The organism is Amycolatopsis sp. NBC_01307 (assembly GCF_035975215.1).
In the GTDB taxonomy this organism is placed as follows: domain Bacteria; phylum Actinomycetota; class Actinomycetes; order Mycobacteriales; family Pseudonocardiaceae; genus Amycolatopsis.
The window spans coordinates 5,560,706-5,578,633 of sequence record NZ_CP108403.1 but is presented as its reverse complement, the minus strand read 5'-3'; the positions used below and the strand labels follow the sequence as shown (position 1 = coordinate 5,578,633).

General features: G+C 71.6%; 19 protein-coding genes and 1 pseudogene. 14 read left to right on the top strand and 6 right to left on the bottom strand.

Going from position 1 to position 17,928, the window contains the following annotated elements; genetic code table 11:
* The first annotated feature begins 129 nt into the window (after positions 1 to 129).
* Entirely contained in the window at positions 130 to 1,455 is a 1,326-nt protein-coding gene (locus tag OG439_RS23635; RefSeq protein WP_326943063.1) for an MFS transporter, read from the top strand.
* On the opposite strand, the gene OG439_RS23630 is transcribed toward OG439_RS23635, so the two are convergent.
* On the bottom strand, positions 1,426 to 1,932 hold the full coding sequence (locus OG439_RS23630) for a GNAT family N-acetyltransferase (RefSeq protein WP_410619834.1): 507 nt from the start codon (positions 1,930 to 1,932) through the stop codon (positions 1,426 to 1,428). The genes OG439_RS23635 and OG439_RS23630 overlap by 30 nt on opposite strands.
* 115 nt (positions 1,933 to 2,047) lie before the next feature.
* Here OG439_RS23630 and truB point away from each other — a divergent pair, with 115 nt between their 5' ends.
* The 9 genes from truB to OG439_RS23585 all read left to right on the top strand — a co-directional run bounded on the left by truB (position 2,048) and on the right by OG439_RS23585 (position 10,617).
* Positions 2,048 to 2,953: a tRNA pseudouridine(55) synthase TruB gene (gene truB, locus OG439_RS23625; RefSeq protein ID WP_326943061.1), complete on the top strand. Its 906-nt coding sequence runs from the start codon at positions 2,048 to 2,050 to the stop codon at positions 2,951 to 2,953.
* Positions 2,954 to 2,980: 27 nt separating this feature from the next.
* On the top strand, positions 2,981 to 3,943 hold the full coding sequence (locus OG439_RS23620; RefSeq protein WP_326943060.1) for a bifunctional riboflavin kinase/FAD synthetase: 963 nt from the start codon (positions 2,981 to 2,983) through the stop codon (positions 3,941 to 3,943).
* Between the two features lie 123 nt (positions 3,944 to 4,066).
* On the top strand, positions 4,067 to 4,540 hold the full coding sequence (locus OG439_RS23615) for a helix-turn-helix domain-containing protein (protein ID WP_247054687.1): 474 nt from the start codon (positions 4,067 to 4,069) through the stop codon (positions 4,538 to 4,540).
* Positions 4,540 to 5,043: a 2'-5' RNA ligase family protein gene (locus OG439_RS23610; protein ID WP_326943059.1), complete on the top strand. Its 504-nt coding sequence runs from the start codon at positions 4,540 to 4,542 to the stop codon at positions 5,041 to 5,043. Before OG439_RS23615 ends, OG439_RS23610 begins: the two co-directional genes overlap by 1 nt.
* 145 nt (positions 5,044 to 5,188) lie before the next feature.
* On the top strand, positions 5,189 to 5,458 hold the full coding sequence (gene rpsO / locus OG439_RS23605) for a 30S ribosomal protein S15 (RefSeq protein ID WP_003084034.1): 270 nt from the start codon (positions 5,189 to 5,191) through the stop codon (positions 5,456 to 5,458).
* A gap of 227 nt (positions 5,459 to 5,685) precedes the next feature.
* Entirely contained in the window at positions 5,686 to 7,932 is a 2,247-nt protein-coding gene (locus tag OG439_RS23600; protein WP_326943058.1) for a polyribonucleotide nucleotidyltransferase, read from the top strand.
* Positions 7,933 to 8,066: 134 nt separating this feature from the next.
* Positions 8,067 to 9,431 carry a M16 family metallopeptidase gene (locus tag OG439_RS23595; protein WP_326943057.1) on the top strand — a complete coding sequence of 455 codons (1,365 nt, stop codon included), beginning with the start codon at positions 8,067 to 8,069 and terminating at the stop codon, positions 9,429 to 9,431.
* Positions 9,428 to 10,174 (top strand): 4-hydroxy-tetrahydrodipicolinate reductase, encoded by a 747-nt coding sequence (gene dapB, locus OG439_RS23590; RefSeq protein WP_326943056.1) that lies wholly within the window; start codon positions 9,428 to 9,430, stop codon positions 10,172 to 10,174. The genes OG439_RS23595 and dapB overlap by 4 nt, the downstream gene beginning before the upstream one ends.
* Positions 10,171 to 10,617: a tetratricopeptide repeat protein gene (locus OG439_RS23585; protein ID WP_247054677.1), complete on the top strand. Its 447-nt coding sequence runs from the start codon at positions 10,171 to 10,173 to the stop codon at positions 10,615 to 10,617. The genes dapB and OG439_RS23585 overlap by 4 nt, the downstream gene beginning before the upstream one ends.
* A 106-nt stretch (positions 10,618 to 10,723) precedes the next feature.
* Here OG439_RS23585 and OG439_RS23580 read toward each other — a convergent pair whose 3' ends face one another.
* Positions 10,724 to 11,242: a hypothetical protein gene (locus OG439_RS23580; protein ID WP_247054675.1), complete on the bottom strand. Its 519-nt coding sequence runs from the start codon at positions 11,240 to 11,242 to the stop codon at positions 10,724 to 10,726.
* A gap of 1 nt (position 11,243) precedes the next feature.
* Here OG439_RS23580 and OG439_RS23575 point away from each other — a divergent pair.
* Positions 11,244 to 11,789: pseudogene (locus tag OG439_RS23575) on the top strand (GtrA family protein); the annotation flags it as partial.
* A 66-nt stretch (positions 11,790 to 11,855) separates the two neighbouring features.
* Here OG439_RS23575 and OG439_RS23570 read toward each other — a convergent pair.
* Positions 11,856 to 12,413 carry a GNAT family N-acetyltransferase gene (locus OG439_RS23570; RefSeq protein WP_326943055.1) on the bottom strand — a complete coding sequence of 186 codons (558 nt, stop codon included), beginning with the start codon at positions 12,411 to 12,413 and terminating at the stop codon, positions 11,856 to 11,858.
* A gap of 60 nt (positions 12,414 to 12,473) precedes the next feature.
* Here OG439_RS23570 and OG439_RS23565 point away from each other — a divergent pair, with 60 nt between their 5' ends.
* Positions 12,474 to 13,688: a winged helix-turn-helix domain-containing protein gene (locus tag OG439_RS23565; protein WP_326943054.1), complete on the top strand. Its 1,215-nt coding sequence runs from the start codon at positions 12,474 to 12,476 to the stop codon at positions 13,686 to 13,688.
* 91 nt (positions 13,689 to 13,779) lie between these two features.
* Here OG439_RS23565 and OG439_RS23560 read toward each other — a convergent pair whose 3' ends face one another.
* The 3 genes from OG439_RS23560 to OG439_RS23550 form a co-directional block, all read right to left on the bottom strand.
* The gene (locus OG439_RS23560; protein ID WP_326943053.1) at positions 13,780 to 14,862 is read right to left on the bottom strand and encodes an ADP-ribosylglycohydrolase family protein; all 1,083 of its coding nucleotides are present in this window, start codon (positions 14,860 to 14,862) and stop codon (positions 13,780 to 13,782) included.
* 78 nt (positions 14,863 to 14,940) lie between these two features.
* The gene (locus OG439_RS23555) at positions 14,941 to 15,957 is read right to left on the bottom strand and encodes a DUF4097 family beta strand repeat-containing protein (RefSeq protein WP_326943052.1); all 1,017 of its coding nucleotides are present in this window, start codon (positions 15,955 to 15,957) and stop codon (positions 14,941 to 14,943) included.
* A gap of 12 nt (positions 15,958 to 15,969) precedes the next feature.
* On the bottom strand, positions 15,970 to 16,506 hold the full coding sequence (locus tag OG439_RS23550; protein WP_247054661.1) for a toxin-antitoxin system HicB family antitoxin: 537 nt from the start codon (positions 16,504 to 16,506) through the stop codon (positions 15,970 to 15,972).
* A 144-nt stretch (positions 16,507 to 16,650) separates the two neighbouring features.
* Between OG439_RS23550 and thyX the strand changes: the two genes are divergently transcribed.
* Positions 16,651 to 17,403, top strand: a complete 753-nt coding sequence (thyX, locus tag OG439_RS23545) for an FAD-dependent thymidylate synthase (RefSeq protein ID WP_247054659.1) — start codon at positions 16,651 to 16,653, stop codon at positions 17,401 to 17,403.
* Positions 17,403 to 17,801 carry an ACT domain-containing protein gene (locus OG439_RS23540; RefSeq protein WP_247054657.1) on the top strand — a complete coding sequence of 133 codons (399 nt, stop codon included), beginning with the start codon at positions 17,403 to 17,405 and terminating at the stop codon, positions 17,799 to 17,801. The genes thyX and OG439_RS23540 overlap by 1 nt, the downstream gene beginning before the upstream one ends.
* Positions 17,802 to 17,928: the final 127 nt, after the last annotated feature.

The window sequence follows — 17,928 nt, the reverse complement described above, 5'->3', positions numbered from 1 at the left end:
TGACGCCGGTGACCTGTGGTGAACGCCACCGGGGTAACGGCTAGGTTTCGCCGTTGCTCAGGCGCTACAAGTAGTGGGGACGGCAGTGCGGGCGTCCCGTACCGAAGCCCCTAGCCACTGGAGGTCCCCGTGCCGCCCGCCACCGGCCGCGCCACCGCCCGGTCCTGGCTCATCTGGTCCGCCGCCGTCACCGTCTACCTGCTCGCGGTGTTCCACCGCACCTCCTTCGGCGTCGCCGGGCTGCAGGCGGCCGAGCGCTTCGGCGTCGGCGCGGCCGCGCTCGGCACGTTCACCGTGCTGCAGGTCGGCGTCTACGCCGCGATGCAGATCCCGACCGGCGTGCTGGTCGACCGCTACGGCCCCCGCCGCGTGCTCACCGTCGCCGTGCTGATCCTCGGGGCCGGCCAGATCCTGCTCGGCGTCGCGCACTCCTACGGCCTCGGCCTGCTCGCCCGCGGTGTGCTGGGCCTCGGCGACGCGCTCACCTTCGTCAGCGTGCTGCGCCTGGTCGCGGCCCACTTCCCGGGCCGCCAGTACGCGCTGCTGACGTCGTTCACCGCGGCCGTCGGCTACATCGGCAACCTCGCGGCCACCGTCCCGCTGTCGCTCGTCCTCGACAGCGCCGGCTGGACGCCCACCTTCCTCGCGGTCGGCGCGCTGACCGTGCTCTACACCCTGGTCGTGACGCTGCGGGTGCGCGACGTCCCGGCCGGCGTCGAGGTGCCGGTCCGCGAAGCCGTCCGCCCGCGCGAGCTCGGCCACCAGGTCGCCGAGGCGTGGCGGACGCCGGGGACACGCCTGGGGTTCTGGGTGCACTTCAGCACGATGTTCGCGCCGAACGCGCTGACGCTGCTGTGGGGCGTGCCGTGGCTGGTGCAGGGCCAGGGGCAGTCGAAGGCCGCCGCGAGCGCGCTGCTCACGGTGTTCGTCTTCGGCTCGATGGCCGGCGGTCCGTTGCTCGGCGGCCTGATCGGCCGCCGCCCGGAGCTGCGGATGCCGCTGGTCGGGGGCTACATCGGCGGCGCCGCGGTGCTGTGGGCGGTGCTGCTGAGCTGGCCCGGTCAGGTCCCGGTGGGGCTGCTGGTGCCCGCGTTCGCCTTCCTCGCGCTCGGCGGCCCGGCCTCGATGATCGGCTTCGCGCTGGCCCGCGACTACAACCCGCTCAGCCGTGTCGGCACGGCGACCGGCGTGGTCAACGTCGGCGGCTTCGTGGCGACGACGATCGCCGCGCTCGCGGTCGGCGTGCTGCTGCAGTGGACCGGCGGGAACTTCCGGTGGTCGCTGCTGGCGATCGTGGTGCTCCTGGCGGTCGGGACGTCCCGGATGCTCGTGTGGTGGCGCCGCACCCGCACCCACCTGTTCCTCGCCGCGGCCCGCGGCGAGGAGATCCCGGTCCGGATCACCCGCCGCCGTTGGGACGCCGCCCTACCGGAGACGCCGATCGTGGCCGCTTGACCGGCCCGGCGGCACCTCGGCCTGCATGAGGTGCCGGGCCACGGCGAACCCGCGCCGTTCGTAGGCCGGCACGGCGCGCTTCGACGAGTGCACGGTGACGCGCTCGAGCCCGAGATCCGCGGCCAGGCGCAGGATCGCGTTGATGAGCAGGCCGCCGAGACCGCCGTCGCGCGCCTCCGGCGAGACGTACACGCTCTGCACGTCGCCAGCGGCCCGGGTGAACGCTGTCGGCGTCGGCACGCGCGCGGTGATCGCCAGGAACGCCATCCCGATCACCTGGTCCTCGCGCACCACGACCAGGCACCGGTGGCTGGCCGTGTGGTCCCGTGCCCAGGCGGCGAACTCCCGCACGAACCCGGCGCGCGCGGCGCCGGGCAGGCCGTCCCGCTCGGCGACCCACCGCCACCGCAGCCCGGCGACGGCTTCGAACTCGGCGGCCCTCGCGGGCCGGACTTCGATCTTCGCCACGCCCCTCATCCTGGCCCTGTGCCGCGCCGCCGCTCAAGCACCCGGCTGCCCTACCGGGGACGCCGATCGCGCCGCCCGAACGCACCCGATCGGCCGACGATCAGCGGCCGCTAGGGTTTGCCGCGTGTCGAGCCCCAAACCGCCCCGCCGTCCCGCCCCGCCGCCCGGTCTCCTGATCGTCGACAAGCCCGCCGGGATGACGTCGCACGACGTCGTCGCCCGCGCCCGCCGGATCATGGGCACCCGCAAGGTCGGGCACGCCGGCACGCTCGACCCGATGGCGACCGGCGTGCTGGTGCTCGGCATCGAGCGCGCCACCAAGCTGCTCGGCCACCTGGCGCTCGACCGCAAGACCTACCTCGCGACGCTGTCGCTGGGCAGCAGCACCACGACCGACGACGCCGAGGGCGAGATCCTCACCACCGCGGAGACCGGCGGCGTCACCGACGCGGCGATCGCCGCCGGGATCGCGAAGCTCACCGGCCCCATCCAGCAGGTGCCCAGCGCGGTCAGCGCCGTCAAGATCGACGGCAAGCGCGCCTACGCCCGGGTCCGCGCGGGGGAGGAGGTCGTCATCCCGCCGCGCCCGGTCACGATCTACCGCTTCGACGTACTGGGCATCCGTCACGAGGACGACCACGTCGAGGTCGACGCCGTCGTCGAGTGCTCGTCGGGCACCTACGTCCGCGCGCTGGCCCGCGACCTGGGCGCCGACCTCGGCGTCGGCGGTCACCTGATGGCGCTGCGGCGCACCACGGTCGGCCCGTTCTCGCTCGCGAAGGCGCGCACGCTGGACCAGCTGGAAGAGGCGCCCGAGCTGAGCCTGGACCTCGACGCCGCCGTCGCCGCCGCCTTCCCGCGGCGCGACCTCGACGCCGCGACGGCCAAGGCGGTCCGCCACGGCCAGCGCATCCCGGCGGCCGGGGTCGAGGGCACCTACGGCCTCTTCGGCCCCGACGGCAAGGTGCTGGCGCTGGCCGCCGACGAAGAAGGCGTGTCCCGAGCAGTGGTCGTGTTGCTGCCCGCCTAGGGTGGTCCGAGAAGACGGGAGTGTGACGTGCTGCGGTGGCGTGGGCTGGGGGACCTTCCCGGCGGCTGGGGACGGTGCGTGGTCACCATCGGCGTGTTCGACGGCGTGCACCGCGGGCACCAGGAGCTGATCAACCGGACCGTGGCCGCGGCCGCGGAGCGCGACGTGCCGAGCGTGGTGCTGACGTTCGACCCGCACCCGTCGGAGGTGCTGCGCCCGGGGAGCCACCCGGCGCAGCTGACCACGTTGCGGCGCAAGGCGGAGCTCGTCGAAGGCCTCGGCGTCGACGTCTTCTGCGTGCTGCCGTTCACCTTGGAGCTGTCCCGGCTGCAGCCGGAGGAGTTCGTGCACGAGGTGCTGGTCGACCGGCTGCACGCGGCCGCGGTGATCGTCGGCGACAACTTCACCTTCGGGGCCAAGGCCGCCGGCACCGTCGAGCTGCTGCGCACCCTCGGCCGCCGCTTCGGCTTCGCCGCCTACGGCGCGGAACTGCAGGGCAAGGAACTGTCCGAAGAGGACCAGTCGGCCATCACGTTCTCCAGCACGTACGTCCGCTCCTGCATCGACGCCGGGGACGTCGTGGCCGCCGCCGAGGCGCTCGGCCGCCCGCACCGGCTCGAAGGCATCGTCGTGCGCGGTGACGGCCGGGGCCACGAGCTCGGCTACCCGACGGCGAATCTGTCGACCCCGCGGTTCGCCGCCGTCCCGGCCGACGGCGTCTACAGCGCCTGGTTCACCCGCTCGGCGGACCCGTCGCGCCGGCTGCGCGCCGCGGTCTCGGTGGGCACCAACCCGACGTTCTCCGGGCGCGAGCGGACCGTCGAGGCGTTCGTCCTCGACGTCGACGAGGACTTCTACGGCCAGCACGTCGCGATCGACTTCGGCACCCGGCTGCGCGACCAGGTGCGGTTCGCCGACTCGGCCGGGCTGGTCGCCCAGATCGACGAGGACGTCGTCGAGACCAGAAAGGCCCTCCCGGACGCGGGGTAGCGCCTCGACCGGGGCGAAAAGGGGGATTTCGCGTTCACGGACGTGATCGTGATGGCAAGATGCTCACGGACAGTGTGCGTGCAGACTGAGCGGGCGAAGAAGCGGTTTAGGGGAGCGGAACTGGTGGAGGACCACAAGATCGTCCAGCGGAACATCGCGCTGCAGCGCGAGTGGTACGGGGAGCCCCTGGGCGACCGCGTGCGCCGGCTCGTCGTCGCCTTCGACGTTTCGCAGGCGTTCCTGGCCGAGGTCCTCGGCATCAGCGCCCCCATGCTCAGCCAGGTGATGAGCGGGCGGCGCGCGAAGATCGGCAACCCGGTCGTGCTGGCCAGGATGATCATGCTCGAACGCAAGATCCTGGTCCCCGAGGTCGCCGCCGGCAACCGCGACGCGATGCTGGCCGCGATGGAGGACGTCCGCGACTCGCGGCCCACCGTCGGGCGCGACAACATCCCGGTGGTCAACGAGGACCAGGCCGTCCTGGCCTACCTGCGGGACCTGGCCGAGGACGAGGACCTGGGCGAGGCCGCCAAGCGGCTCGACGACGACTTCCCGGCGATCGCCGACCTGCTCCGCCGGGCCGGTCACGGCGGCTGATGCCGGCCCTGTTCAGCGCCCTGCTCCCGCCCGGCGACGTCGTCGACGCGGTCGCCGGGGCCCTGGGCGACCAGGCAGGCGGCCTGGCCTGGGAGCCACCGGAGAGGTGGCACGTCACGCTCGCCTACTACGGCCGGGACGACGCCGGCACCCGGGGAGCGTGGCTCGCGGACCGGCTGGCCGGCCGCCGCGCCGTCGACGTCCGGCTGGAAAAGGCCGCGACGTTCCCCGGGGTGCTGTGGTTGACTGTCGCCGGATCGGAGCTGACGCCGCTCGCGCACGCCGCGGGCGCCGATGCCGAGGCGAGGCCGTACCGGGCCCACCTGACGCTGGCGCGGTTCCCCCGGGAAGAACCCGGGCTCGCCGAGCGTTGGACGTCGCAGCTGGCCGGTTTCACGAGCCGGAACTGGCAGGCCACGCGCGTGGCGCTGATGACCAGCGAGCGCGAACCGGGCGGAACCCGCTACCGGGTGGCCCGCGAGTTCGAGCTGAACGGCGCCTGAAGGCCCTGCTCAGAGTGACACGTGGCCAGAATGGTAACGTCAATGATCGGGTCCGGCTGCAGTCCGTGGCGGCCGTGACCGACTTCCCGGCGTTGATTCCGCGACCGGGGCCGCACGGCACTGATCATCTCGAGGAGTTACACAAGTGGCGCTGTCCACCGAAGAGAAGAAGTCGATCCTGGCCGAGTACGGCGTGCACGACTCGGACACGGGATCCCCCGAGGCCCAGGTCGCGCTGCTGACCAAGCGGATCGTCGGCCTCACCGAGCACCTCAAGGCTCACAAGCACGACCACCACTCGCGTCGCGGGCTCCTGCTGCTGGTCGGCCGTCGCCGCCGGCTGCTGAACTACGTGATGAAGGTGGACATCGAGCGTTACCGTGCGCTGATCCAGCGCCTCGGCCTGCGCCGATAGCTTGAACCCGAAGGGGAGTGGCCGCCGGTCGCTCCCCTTCGGTTTAAGAGAACAACGGCGCGAGCGCGCACGAGGAACCGTCCGCCGGTCCTCGGTAGTGGTTCCCGGGAAGAGTCCCGGGGACTTCGATCGAAGACCGGCATCACTCCTCGAGCGTCCTTGAGCGAAACGGGTCCCAGGGTGGGAGACTCGCGTCGTACGAAGGAACTAAAGAGGAGAAACACCCTATGACCGACTCCACCGGAGTCACCGTGCACGAAGCAGAAGCCGTGATCGACAACGGCCGTTTCGGCACCCGCACCGTCCGCTTCGAGACGGGCCGCCTGGCCAAGCAGGCCGCCGGCGCCGTCGTCGCGTACCTCGACGAAGAGACCATGCTGCTCTCGGCGACGACCGCGTCGAAGCACCCGAAGGACCACTTCGACTTCTTCCCCCTGACGGTGGACGTCGAGGAGCGCATGTACGCGGCCGGCCGCATCCCCGGCGCGTTCTTCCGCCGCGAGGGCCGCCCCTCGACCGACGCGATCCTGACCTGCCGCCTGATCGACCGGCCGCTGCGCCCGTCGTTCACCGACGGTCTGCGCAACGAGATCCAGGTCGTCATCACCGTCCAGAGCCTGAACCCGGACGACCCGTACGACGTGCTGGCCATCAACGCCGCGTCGGCGTCGACCCAGATCGCCGGCCTGCCGTTCTCGGGCCCGGTCGGCGGCGTGCGCGTCGCCCTGATCGAGGACCAGTGGGTCGCGTTCCCGACCTGGTCGCAGCTCGCGAAGGCCACCTTCAACATGGTCGTCGCCGGCCGCATCGTCGGTGACGACGTCGCGATCATGATGGTCGAGGCCGAGGGCACCGAGAACACGCTCGACCTGATCGCCGACGGCGGCAAGGCGCCGGACGAGGTCTCGGTCGCGCAGGGTCTCGAAGCGTCCAAGCCGTTCATCAAGGTGCTGTGCGAAGCCCAGCAGAAGCTGGCCGACGTGGCCGCCAAGCCGACCGGCGAGTTCCCGGTCTTCCTGGCCTACGAGCAGGACGCCTTCGACGCCGTCGCCGCGATCGCGACCGACGACCTGGCGAACGCGCTGCAGATCGCCGGCAAGCAGGACCGCGACGCCGCGACCGACCAGGTCAAGGCCGCCGTGCTGGAGAAGGTCGGCATCAACGAGGGCGAAGCCTTCGAGGGCCGCGAGAAGGAGATCGGCGCCGCGTTCAAGGCGCTGTCCAAGAAGGTCATGCGCAAGCGCGTCCTCACGGACAAGATCCGCATGGACGGCCGTGGCCTGACCGACATCCGGTCGCTCTCGGCCGAGGTCGCCGTGATCCCGCGAGCCCACGGTTCGGCGCTGTTCGAGCGCGGCGAGACCCAGATCCTGGGCGTCACCACGCTGAACATGCTTCGCCTGGAGCAGCAGATCGACTCGCTGTCCCCGGAGACGCACAAGCGCTACATGCACCACTACAACTTCCCGCCGTTCTCCACCGGCGAGACCGGCCGCGTCGGTTCGCCGAAGCGGCGCGAGATCGGCCACGGCATGCTCGCCGAGCGCGCCCTGGTCCCGGTGCTGCCGAAGCGCGACGAGTTCCCGTACGCGATCCGCCAGGTCTCCGAGGCGCTGGGCTCCAACGGCTCGACCTCGATGGGCTCGGTCTGCGCGTCCACCATGGGCCTGTACAACGCCGGTGTGCCGCTGAAGGCGCCGGTCGCGGGCATCGCGATGGGCCTCATCTCCGACGAGGTCGACGGCGAGACGCGCTACGTCGCGCTGACCGACATCCTCGGGGCCGAGGACGCCATGGGCGACATGGACTTCAAGGTCGCCGGCACCAAGGACATCATCACCGCCCTGCAGCTGGACACCAAGCTCGACGGCATCCCCTCCGAGGTGCTCGCCGCCGCGCTGAAGCAGGCGAAGGACGCCCGTCTCACCATCCTGGAGGTCATCGCCGAGGCGATCGACGGCCCGGACGAGATGAGCCCGTACTCGCCGCGCGTCACCAGCGTGAAGATCCCGGTGGACAAGATCGGCGAGGTCATCGGCCCGAAGGGCAAGATGATCAACTCGATCACCGAGCAGACCGGTGCCGACATCTCCATCGAGGACGACGGCACGATCTACGTGGGCGCGGCCGACGGCCCGTCGGCGGAGGCGGCGATCGACCTGATCAACGCCATCGCCAACCCGCAGCTGCCCAAGGTCGGGGAGCGCTTCCTCGGCACCGTGGTGAAGACGGCCGCGTTCGGCGCGTTCGTCTCGCTGCTGCCGGGCAAGGACGGCTTGGTGCACATCTCCAAGCTGGGCAACGGCAAGCGGATCGCCAAGGTCGAGGACGTCGTCAACGTGGGCGACAAGCTCCGCGTCGAGATCGCCGACATCGACAACCGCGGCAAGATCAGCCTGATCGTCGTCCAGGAGGAGGAGGCCCCGGCCGCCACTCCCGCCGCAGACGCCGACGCCGAGAAGGCCGACGCCTAAGCAGAACCAGTCAGCGTGAAGGCCTCCTGATCCGCTCGGTGCGGGTCGTGAGTGGTAATGCGGGTTAGAACCCTCATTACCACTCACGACCGTCGGCGGCAGGGGGCCTTCACGGCATCGTGAGTAAGGAACCCATGGCACGGCAGGTTTCCGGGCACGAGCAGCCCGTCGGCACCACCCGCACGCTGGAGTCCACTCCGGACGGTGCGGTCGTCAAGCGCAGTGTTCTGCCCGGTGGCCTGCGCGTGATCACCGAGCACGTGCCGGCGTCCCGCTCGGCGACGGTCGGGCTGTGGGTCGGCATCGGCTCGCGCGACGAGCCGGTCGCCGTCGCCGGGGCCGCGCACTACCTCGAACACCTGCTGTTCAAGGGAACCGCGCACCGCGACGCCAAGCAGATCGCCGAGGAGATCGACGCGGTCGGCGGCGAGTTCAACGCCTTCACCGCGAAGGAGCACACCTGCTACTACGCGCAGGTGCTCGACGCGGACCTGCCGCTGGCCGTGGACCTGGTCACCGACGTCGTGTTCGACGCGCTCTGCACCGACCGCGACATGGACATGGAACGCAGCGTCGTCCTCGAAGAGATCTCGATGCGCGACGACGACCCGGAAGACCTGCTGCACGAGACGTTCGTCAGCGCGATCCTCGGCGACCACGTGCTCGGCCGCCCGGTGCTCGGCACCGAGAAGTCGATCATCGAGATGTCGCCGGCCGCGTTGCGCGGGTTCTACAAGCGCCGCTACACACTGCCGCGGATGGTGCTGGCGGTGGCCGGGAACATCGAGCACAACCAGGTGCTTCGCCTGGTGCGCAAGGCTCTTCGCGACCGGTTGGCGGGCGAGGCCACGCCGGTCGCGCCGCGCGAGGGCCGGGCACGGATCAAGACCGTGCCGAAGCTGGCCCTGCACACCGACGACACCGAGCAGGCGCACGTCATGCTCGGCCTGCGGTCGCTCTCGCGCCACGACGAACGCCGGTTCGCCTTGTCGGTGCTCAACGCGGCGCTCGGCGGCGGCATGAGCTCGCGGCTGTTCCAGGAGATCCGTGAACAGCGTGGCCTGGCGTACCAGGTGTACTCGTCCGTCGCGAGCTACTCCGACACCGGTCACATGTCCGTGTACGCGGGCTGCCAGCCGGAGAAGCTCGGCGACGTCGCGGGCGTGATCCGCGAGGTCCTCGACAAGGTCGGCGTCGACGGCCTGACCGACGCCGAGGTGGCCCGCGCCAAGGGCCAGCTGCGCGGCGGGATCGTGCTGGGCCTGGAGGACACGTCGTCGCGGATGTCGCGGATCGGCAAGAACGAGCTCAACTACGCCCACTACCTGGGCGTCGACGACACGATCGCGCGCATCGACGCCGTCACCACCGACGAGGTGTGTGCCCTCGCTCGCACTTTGTTCGCACGGCCGGGCGGGGTCACGGCGGCGGCGGTCGTCGGCCCGTACGCTCACGCCGACGACCTGCCCGATGACTTGCACGAGGTGATCGCTTCATGACCATCAACGTCGGTGTGCTCGGCGCGCGCGGCCGGATGGGCGCGACGGTGGTGAAGGCCGTCGAAGGCGCCGAAGACATGAAGGTCGTCGCCGCTTTGGACGACGGCGACGACTTCGCGGCGCTTGCCGAGGCCGAGGCCGAGGTCGTCGTCGACTTCACCCACCCCGACGCCGTGATGGACAACCTGAAGTACCTGGTGGCGCACGACATCCACGCGGTCGTCGGCACCACCGGCTTCAGCGAGGAGCGGCTCGCGTCGCTGCGCGCGCTGCTCGAACCGAAGCCGTCGCTGGGTGTGCTGATCGCGCCGAACTTCGCGCTGGGCGCGGTGCTGGCGATGCGCTTCGCGGCGCAGGCGGCGAAGTTCTACGCCTCGGCGGAGATCATCGAGCTGCACCACAACCGCAAGGCCGACGCGCCCTCGGGCACCGCCGCGCACACCGCCCGGATGATCGCCGCGGCGCGCGCGGAGGCCGGCGTGACGCCGGGCCCGGACGCGACGACGTCCGAACTGGACGGTGCCCGCGGCGCCACGGTCGAGGACGTCCGCGTCCACTCGGTCCGGCTGCCCGGGCTCGTCGCGCACGAGGAGATCCTGTTCGGCGGCGAGGGGGAGACCCTGACCATCCGCCACGACTCCCTGGACCGGACGTCGTTCATGCCGGGCGTGCTGCTCGGCGTGCGCACGGTGCTCACGCGCCCCGGCCTGACGGTCGGCCTGGAGAACGTGCTCGACCTGTGAAGGCGCGCAACGTCGCGCTGCTGATGACGGCGGCGCTGGTCGTCTACCTGGTCCTGCTCGCGGACCGGGCGTTCGCGCTGTTCGCGTCGGGTACCGGCCTGGGCATCGCGCTCGGGATCGGCGTGCTGCTGCTGCCGATCCTGGGCGTCTGGATCGTCGTCGTCACCTGGCGCAACGGCCTGCAGATCCAGCGGCTGTCCCGCCGGCTGGACAGCGAGGGCGAGCTCCCGGACGTCTCCGACCTGCCCCGCCGCCCGTCGGGCCGGGTCGACCGCGACGCGGCCGACGCCTGGTTCGACCAGCGCCGCGCCGAGGTCCAGGCCGACCAGGAGAACTGGCGCGCCTGGTACAAGCTCGCGTACGCCTACGACATCGCGGGCGACCGCCGCCGGGCCCGCGAGACGATGAAGAAGGCCCTGGAACTGGAAGCCGCCGACCACTGACCCGTCACTTTCCCCAGGAAAGCTGCGCCGCGCCGCCCGCGAGCCGTCACTTTCCCTAGGAAAGATGCATCGCCTCACGCGGACTTCACTCGCGGCCGGGCAGGCGTCAGTGGTGCATCCAGCCCGCGAACACGGCGGGTGCGGCGGCGATCAGGCTGAAGCGGATCCAACGTCCGGTCAGGCCGGCCGTCAGGAACGTCGCCAGGCGCATCCGGACCAGCCCCGCCAGGACGCTCGTCGCCATGAACGGCGGCAGGCCGACCAGGGAGCTCACGCCGTACGTGCCGGCCATCCAGTGCGGGTGGCGGTGGCAGCGCTCGCGCAGGGCGTCGACCCGCGCGCGGATCTTCTTCGTCCGCAGTTCCCAGCGCACCTTGCGGGCCGTCATCGGGCGCTCGCGGTGCAGCCGGTCGTGCAGTGGTTTCGGCAGCTTGATGGTGCCGCGCGCGGCCAGGTAGTAGAGCGTCTTCCCGGCGATCTGGCCCACCGCGACGGCCGCGCCGAGCCACAGCCAGTGCAGGCCCGGGTGGCTCGCGCACAGCCCGATCAGGAACACCTCGGCGTTGATCAGCGGCACGAGGGCCGAACCGAACGCGACGCCCAGCGTCAGCAGGATCCAGCTCATCGTGTCACCTCCTGATTTGCTCCCGGTCTTCCAAGTTATCAGTTCGAAATCTCCGCGCACTGGGGTTGGCCCTACTCTTCGGCCGGTGGTCCGCACCAGAAGATCACCTGCCGGACGGTTTCCGGCCACCTCCCGCTGGAACGCTGACGGCGTGGCCGCCGAGCAACCTCGTACGCCCGCTGACCGATTCGGCGCCCTGTGCCGGACCGTCGTGCGGTTTCTCCCCTGGGGTCTGTCGCGGATCGTGGCGCCGACGTTTCTCGGCTTCTGCCTGATCAACGGCTTCACCTTCGGCCTCGACCTGGGCCTGCTGACCGTTTTCCACGGGCTGCTGGGCTGGCCGGTGTGGCTCGGCATCACGCTGGCGTACGGCTGCGCGTTCGCGGTGAGCTTCGTGCTGAACCGGACGTTCAACTTCCATTCCCACGCGGCCGTCGGAATCCAGCTCGTGCTTTACACCGGGGCGATCGCCGTCAATTACGCGGTGTTCCTGCTGGGTGTGGGCGCGGGACTGAGCGCGCTCGGCGTCGAATACCACCTCGCGCGGGTGCTGGCGGGCGCCGGCGAGGGCGTCTTCATGTACGCCGTGATGCGGTGGGTGCTCTTCCAGGACTCAGACGAGGGACAGCTCGAGGGTTCCGGTGAGCCGGACCTCGCGGAGCATGCGCTCGCCGGTGTCGAGGGTGCGGACCGTGCCGTCGGGGTTCCAGCCGGCCCGGCGGTAGAAGCCGAGCGAGGCGTGGTCTCCTTGGCCGACCCAGGCGATGCCGCGCACGGCGCCGTCGGCCCGCAGCCCCGCCGCGGCGGTCCCGAGTAGCCGCCCGGCGTGCCCGCGCCGTCCCCAGCGCGGCTCGACGAGCAGGTTGGCGATCAGCCCGGTGACGTCGGCGTCCGCGGGCAGGGACCCGTCGGCCGCGGCGACCTCGACGTCCGGGGCCAGGCCGGCGACGCAGAACCCGACGGTGAACTCGCCTTCGGTGGCGACGTAGACCTGGCTGTCCGGGTAGTCGATGGCCTCGGTCCAGGTGCCGACCAGGTCGGTGCCGTCCAGCTCGGCCAGGGCCTGCTTGCCCAGGAGGTCTTCGTAGGCGGCGTGCCAGGTCTCGCGCTGGATGCGGGCGATCTCCGCGGCGTCGGACAGGTCGGCGGGGCGGACGGCGGCGTCGCTCATGGACCCGAATCTATCGGGTCGCCGAAAACTGTCGGTGGTGGCTGGCACGATGACGTCATCATGCAGACGATCAGTGTCGCGACGGCCCGGAAGACGTTCCTGGCCGCGCAGGGCTTCGCCGACCCGCGTCCCTCCGGTGTGCCGTCGCGGCGGCACCTGAAACGCGTGCTTTCGCGCGTCCAGCTGCTGCAGCTGGACTCGGTGAACGTCGCGGTCCGGGCGCACTACATGCCGGTGTTCTCGCGCCTGGGTTCCTACGACCCCGCGCTGCTGGACAGCGCGGCGTGGTCGCACTCGGCGAAGCAGCCGCGGCTGCTGGTGGAGACGTGGGCGCACGAGGCGAGCCTGCTGCCGGTCGAGGACTGGCCGCTGATCCGGTCGGGCGCGAAGCGGGACGGCTGGTGGAAGCACTACGGGCCGCTCATCGAGAAGTCACCGGGCCTGGTCGACGAGATCCTGTCGGTGGTCAAGGAGCTGGGCCCGATCGGCGCGGGCGGCATCGAGCGCCAGGTGGAGGCGGACGCGCAGCGGCGCGGCCCGGGGTCGTGGTGGGAGCGCTCGGAGGTCAAGCGCGTCTGCGAGTACCTCTTCGGCGTCGGCCAGCTGACCACGGGCACGCGCCGGTCGTTCGAGCGGCTGTACGACCTGACGGAGCGGGTGGTCCCGCCGGAGATCCTGGCCGTCTCGGTGTCGGCCGACGAAGGGGCGCGCGGCCTGATCGAGCGGTCGGCGCGCGCGTTGGGCGTCGCGACGGAGACGGACCTGCGCGACTACTACCGCCTCGGCCCGACCCCGGCGCGCCAGGCGGTGGCGGAGCTGGTCGAGTCCGGCGTGCTGGAGCCGGTGGCGGTCCGGGGCTGGAAGGCCCCGGCGTACCGCCACTTCGAGGCGCGGACCCCCCGAGCGGTCACCGGCCGCGCGCTGCTGTGCCCGTTCGACCCGCTGATCTGGGAACGCGCCCGCACGGAGCGGCTGTTCGGGTTCCGCTACCGCATCGAGATCTACGTCCCGGAGCCGAAGCGGGTGTACGGGTACTACGTGTTCCCCTTCCTGCTGGACGGCGAACTGGCGGCGAGGGTGGACCTGAAGTCCGACCGCGCGACGGGCGTCCTGCGCGTCCAGGGCGCCTTCGCCGAGGAGGGCGCAGACCTGGCGCGGCTGCTCCCGGAACTGGCGGCGGAACTGAGACACATGGCGGAGTGGCTGGGCCTGTCGGGAGTGGCGGTGGGCGCCCGAGGCGACCTGGCCCCGGCACTGACGAAGCTGGTGCGCTGAGGGCGGGTCGACCACCGAGCCGACCTTCTGGGCGCGCGAGTCGTCCATCCAGGTACGCGTGTCGTCCGTCGAGGTTCGCGGGGTTCCTCGCCTAGTACCCGCGCGTCTGCGCCGATTCCGTCGCGAAGTCGTCCGCCAGCCGGGCGATCGTCGCGCGGCCCTCCACAAGGGACACCCAGTCCCACGGCAGCACGTCGTCGCCGTGCCGGGCGCCGAGCAGGTTTCCGCAGATCGACCCCGTCGAGTCGCTGTCGCCGGAGTGTGTGACGGCCAGCCGGAGCCGGGCGCGGAACGTCGTCTCCGGGTGCGCGTCCGGCACGCTCACCGGTGCCAGCGCCGCGTAGACGGCGATCGCCAGCGCCTCTTCGGCCACCCAGCCACCGCCGAGGGACTCGACCTTCTCGGGCGAGGGATCGCCCGAGAAGGCCAGATCCAATGCCTGACGCAACGCGGCCAGCGTCTCCTCGTGCGCCGGGTAGCGCGCGAGCAGCCGCATCGACCGCAGCACCGCCGCTTCCAGGGACTCGCCTTCGAGCAGGTACGCGATCATCGCCGCGAACGCGCCCGCCGCGTGGTAGCCGGTCGGGTGGCCGTGGGTGATCCGCGCGCAGTTCGCCGCGACGACGTAGGCGTGCCGCGCGTCGCCGGCGAACCCGAACGGCGCCGAGCGCATCACCGTGCCGCAGCCCTTCGAGTCCGGGTTCACCGGACCCGGCCGGCCGTCCGGCTCGGCGTAGGTGTCCGGGGTGTAGGCCGCGCGAAGGCCGGAGAGGCACGCCGAACCCGGCGCTCGCCGCGCGTAGAGCCACGGCTCCAGCCGCAGCTGCCCGGCCCGGTGTCGCCAGCCTTCCGCGGGCGGCGGCGCCGGGTGCTCCTGCGTGTCGAGCCAGCGCAGGTACGCGTCGTGCACGAGCTGCGCCAGCGCGCCGCCGATGCCCTTCGCCTGCGCGCGGACCCAGCCGCGGTGGAAGCCTTCGAGGCTGAACAGCGTCATCTGCGTGTCGTCGGTGATCTCCGCGACGCCCTCGGCGTTCGCCACCAGGCCGACCGGCTGCCGGATCGCCGCGAGGGCCTGGAACTCGACCGGGTTGCCCAGCGCGTCACCGATCGCCCCGCCCAGCAGGCACCCGCGCAGCCGCGCCCGGTACACCGCGCGCTCGGTCTCCACCGTCATGCCGCCATCCTGGCACCCGGACGTGAAGAACGGGCCGTTCCCGGTACCCTCACCGGGAACGGCCCGTCATCCCCTCATTCAGCCGGCCGCGCGCGTCACCACGGCGTTGCCGGAGCCCGTGCGGGCGCGGACCTTCAGCGTCACGCCGCCCGCGGGGGCGGCGCCGGCGACGTCCAGCTCGCTGGAGACGCGGCCGCCGCTGGAGGTCAGGTCGACCTCGGCGGTCGTGCCGCCGCGGATGCCGATGCGGACCTCGCCGGAGCCGGTGATCAGGTCGAGCGTGCCGGCGCCGGCGTCGGCCACCGAGAGGTCGCCGCTGCCGGTGCGGGCCATCACCTCGCCGGTCACCGCGCCCAGCCAGACGTCGCCCGTGCCGGTCGCCAGGGTCGCCGAGCCGGCCAGGGACGTCGCCTCGACGTTGCCGCTGCCGCTGCGCAGCTGCAGGCCGCCGAGCGTCGGGCCGAGCTTGATGGCGCCGCTGCCGGTGCGCACGGTCGCCGCGCCGTCGGCCCGGTCGAGCTTCACCTCGCCGGAGCCGGTCAGCACGTCGACGCGCCCGGCCGAGCCGGCGACGGTGACGTCCGCCGCGCCCGCCCGCACCTCGACGTGCGAACCCGCCGGCGCGTGCACGGTCACCGACAGCGCGACGTTGCGCAGCTGCCACGCCTTCGGCGCCTGGACGACCAGGCGGTTGCCCAGCTTCTCGATCCGGCTCTGCTTCACCGCTTCGGCGGGGGAGGCCGTCGGGTCGACGCCCAGCTGGTCGCCGAAGCGCTCGCCGACCCAGGACAGCAGGTTGTTGACGCCCTCCACCCACGGCTGCTGCTCGCCCTGGTCGTGCCGCAGCTCGACGCGCGCGCCGGACTCGCGGTCCAGCACCAGTTCCACGCGCCCGATCGTCACGGCGACGTCCAGCTCGAGCGGCCCGCCGGCCTCGAACTCCTGGACGCGCACCAAGCCGTCGGCCGTGGTCTCGTCGGTGCGGGCCTCTTCGGCGTGGGTTTCTTCAGTGGAAGCCTGTTCGGTGGAAGTCTCGTCGGCCGGAACCTCCGAGGCGGGCGGTGTCTCGTTCGGTGTCGTCTGCTCTTCGCTCATGGTCGTTTCCCCTCAGCCCTCGACCCAGCCGTGCAGGCGGGAGCCGCTCTGGTCGCTCTTGGAGTGGTGCTTGCGCCCGCCGCCCAGCCCGCCGAGGCCGCTGCCACCCAGCCCGCCGTGGCCCAGCGCGCCCTGGACCGCCTGGGAGACGAAGGTGTTCAGCGAGACGCCCTGCGCCTGCGCGGCCCGCTCGGCCTGGCCCTTGATCTGGTCGACCAGCCGCAGCGTGATGCGGGTGATGTCACCGGTGTCGATCGGTGGTGGTGGCGTGGTGTCACGTGGTGTCGCCCGTGGTGCCGGTTCCTCCGCGGCGCCGGTGACGACCACGCGGACGTCCCGGCCGTCGAGCCGGACGTCGACGACTTGGCCGGGTAGGCTGGCGGTGACCTCGGCGGCGAGGTCCGCGAGCGCGTTCATCAGCGTCAGGCGGACCGCCGGTTCGAGCGCGGCCGACAGCAGGGCGGCCGCACGCCGGGTGTGCTCATCCCCGGCGGAGGCCGTGTTCGCGAGGTCCTCGCGGAGGTTGGCGATGTACGGCGTCAGGTCCATGACACCACTATGACGTCACTTCTGACATCGGTCAAGGCGATCGCGGTGTCAAGGCTGGTGTCATGTGTCGCCCGGGAGTGGCCGCCCTCACGCGGTTAGGCTGCGCTGGAGTCGTGGAGTCGGGCCGGGAGAAGGAGTGCGGACGTGGCCGAAACCGTGTCACCCAAGGTGCAGCTGATCGCGAAGACGGAGTTCTTCCCGCCTGAGGACGTGCCGTGGTCGACCGACGCGGACGGCGGCCAGGCGCTCGCCGAGTTCGCCGGGCGCGCCTGCTACCAGTCGTGGAAGAAGCCGAACCCGGTCACCGCGACCAACGCCGGCTACATCGAGCACATCATCGACGTCGGCCACCTTTCGGTGCTGGAGCACGGTTCCGTCAGCTTCTACATCAGCGGCATCTCGCGATCGCTGACCCATGAGCTGATCCGCCACCGCCACTTCTCGTATTCGCAGCTCTCGCAGCGGTACGTGCCCGAGCGCAACGCGGCCTTCGTCGAGCCCGAGGTGATCGCGAACGACCCGGCGCTGCACGAGAAGTTCCTCGCCGCGGCCCAGGCGAGCGTCGACGCCTACACCGAGCTGCTCGCCGGGCTCGAGGAGAAGTTCGCCGACGTGCCGAGCGCGACCCTGCGCCGCAAGCAGGCCCGCCAGGCCGCGCGCGCCGTGCTGCCGAACGCGACCGAGACCCGCATCGTCGTCACCGGGAACTACCGCGCGTGGCGCCACTTCGTCGCGATGCGCGCCACCGAGCACGCCGACGTCGAGATCCGGGAGCTGGCCGTGGAGTGCCTGCGGCAGCTGCAGAAGGCCGCGGCGAACATCTTCGCGGACTTCACCATCTCGACGCTGCCCGACGGCACCGAGATCGCCACGAGCCCGAAGGTCCTCGAAGGCTGATGAAACGCCTCGCGATCGACGTCCGGCCCGGCGAGTACGCCGTCGTCCGGCTGCCCGCGGACGCCCCGGTGCCGGCGGAGCTGCTCGCTCCCGGCGAACCCGCGTTCGTCTCGGTGACCCGGACGCCCGAAGAACTGTCGGTGATCTGCCCGGCCGGGCGCGAACCGGCCGGCAGCTCGGCCGCGGAGGACGGCTGGCGGCTGCTGTCGGTCCGCGGCCCGCTCGAGTTCACCCTCACCGGCATCATCGCCGCGCTGGCCTCGGAGCTGGCCGCGGCCGGTGTCGCGCTGTTCTCGATGTCCACGTTCGACACCGACCACATCCTGGTCCGTGCGACCGAGCTCGACCACGCCGTCAAGGCGCTGCGCGAGTCCGGCCACGAGGTCGCCCACCCCTGACTCGTTGTCCGTGAAGGCCTCCTTACCGGCTCTTAAGGCCGGGAAGGAGGCCTTCACGGCTTTTCGGGGTACCCGGGGTGACCGAGGTGGGAGCGATCACCCTTGTCAGGCAAAGTTCGGCATGCCT

What these genes read in the sequence shown, in the direction of transcription:
- OG439_RS23610 (WP_326943059.1), top strand. Translation starts at nt 4,540, where the DNA reads ATGCCGGCCCTGTTCAGCGCCCTGCTCCCGCCCGGCGACGTCGTCGAC.
- OG439_RS23630 (WP_410619834.1), bottom strand. Translation starts at nt 1,932, where the DNA reads ATGAGGGGCGTGGCGAAGATCGAAGTCCGGCCCGCGAGGGCCGCCGAG.
- OG439_RS23550 (WP_247054661.1), bottom strand. Translation starts at nt 16,506, where the DNA reads ATGGACCTGACGCCGTACATCGCCAACCTCCGCGAGGACCTCGCGAAC.
- dapB (WP_326943056.1), top strand. Translation starts at nt 9,428, where the DNA reads ATGACCATCAACGTCGGTGTGCTCGGCGCGCGCGGCCGGATGGGCGCG.
- OG439_RS23595 (WP_326943057.1), top strand. Translation starts at nt 8,067, where the DNA reads ATGGCACGGCAGGTTTCCGGGCACGAGCAGCCCGTCGGCACCACCCGC.
- OG439_RS23560 (WP_326943053.1), bottom strand. Translation starts at nt 14,862, where the DNA reads ATGACGGTGGAGACCGAGCGCGCGGTGTACCGGGCGCGGCTGCGCGGG.
- OG439_RS23565 (WP_326943054.1), top strand. Translation starts at nt 12,474, where the DNA reads ATGCAGACGATCAGTGTCGCGACGGCCCGGAAGACGTTCCTGGCCGCG.
- OG439_RS23540 (WP_247054657.1), top strand. Translation starts at nt 17,403, where the DNA reads ATGAAACGCCTCGCGATCGACGTCCGGCCCGGCGAGTACGCCGTCGTC.
- OG439_RS23580 (WP_247054675.1), bottom strand. Translation starts at nt 11,242, where the DNA reads ATGAGCTGGATCCTGCTGACGCTGGGCGTCGCGTTCGGTTCGGCCCTC.
- OG439_RS23570 (WP_326943055.1), bottom strand. Translation starts at nt 12,413, where the DNA reads ATGAGCGACGCCGCCGTCCGCCCCGCCGACCTGTCCGACGCCGCGGAG.
- OG439_RS23555 (WP_326943052.1), bottom strand. Translation starts at nt 15,957, where the DNA reads ATGAGCGAAGAGCAGACGACACCGAACGAGACACCGCCCGCCTCGGAG.
- OG439_RS23600 (WP_326943058.1), top strand. Translation starts at nt 5,686, where the DNA reads ATGACCGACTCCACCGGAGTCACCGTGCACGAAGCAGAAGCCGTGATC.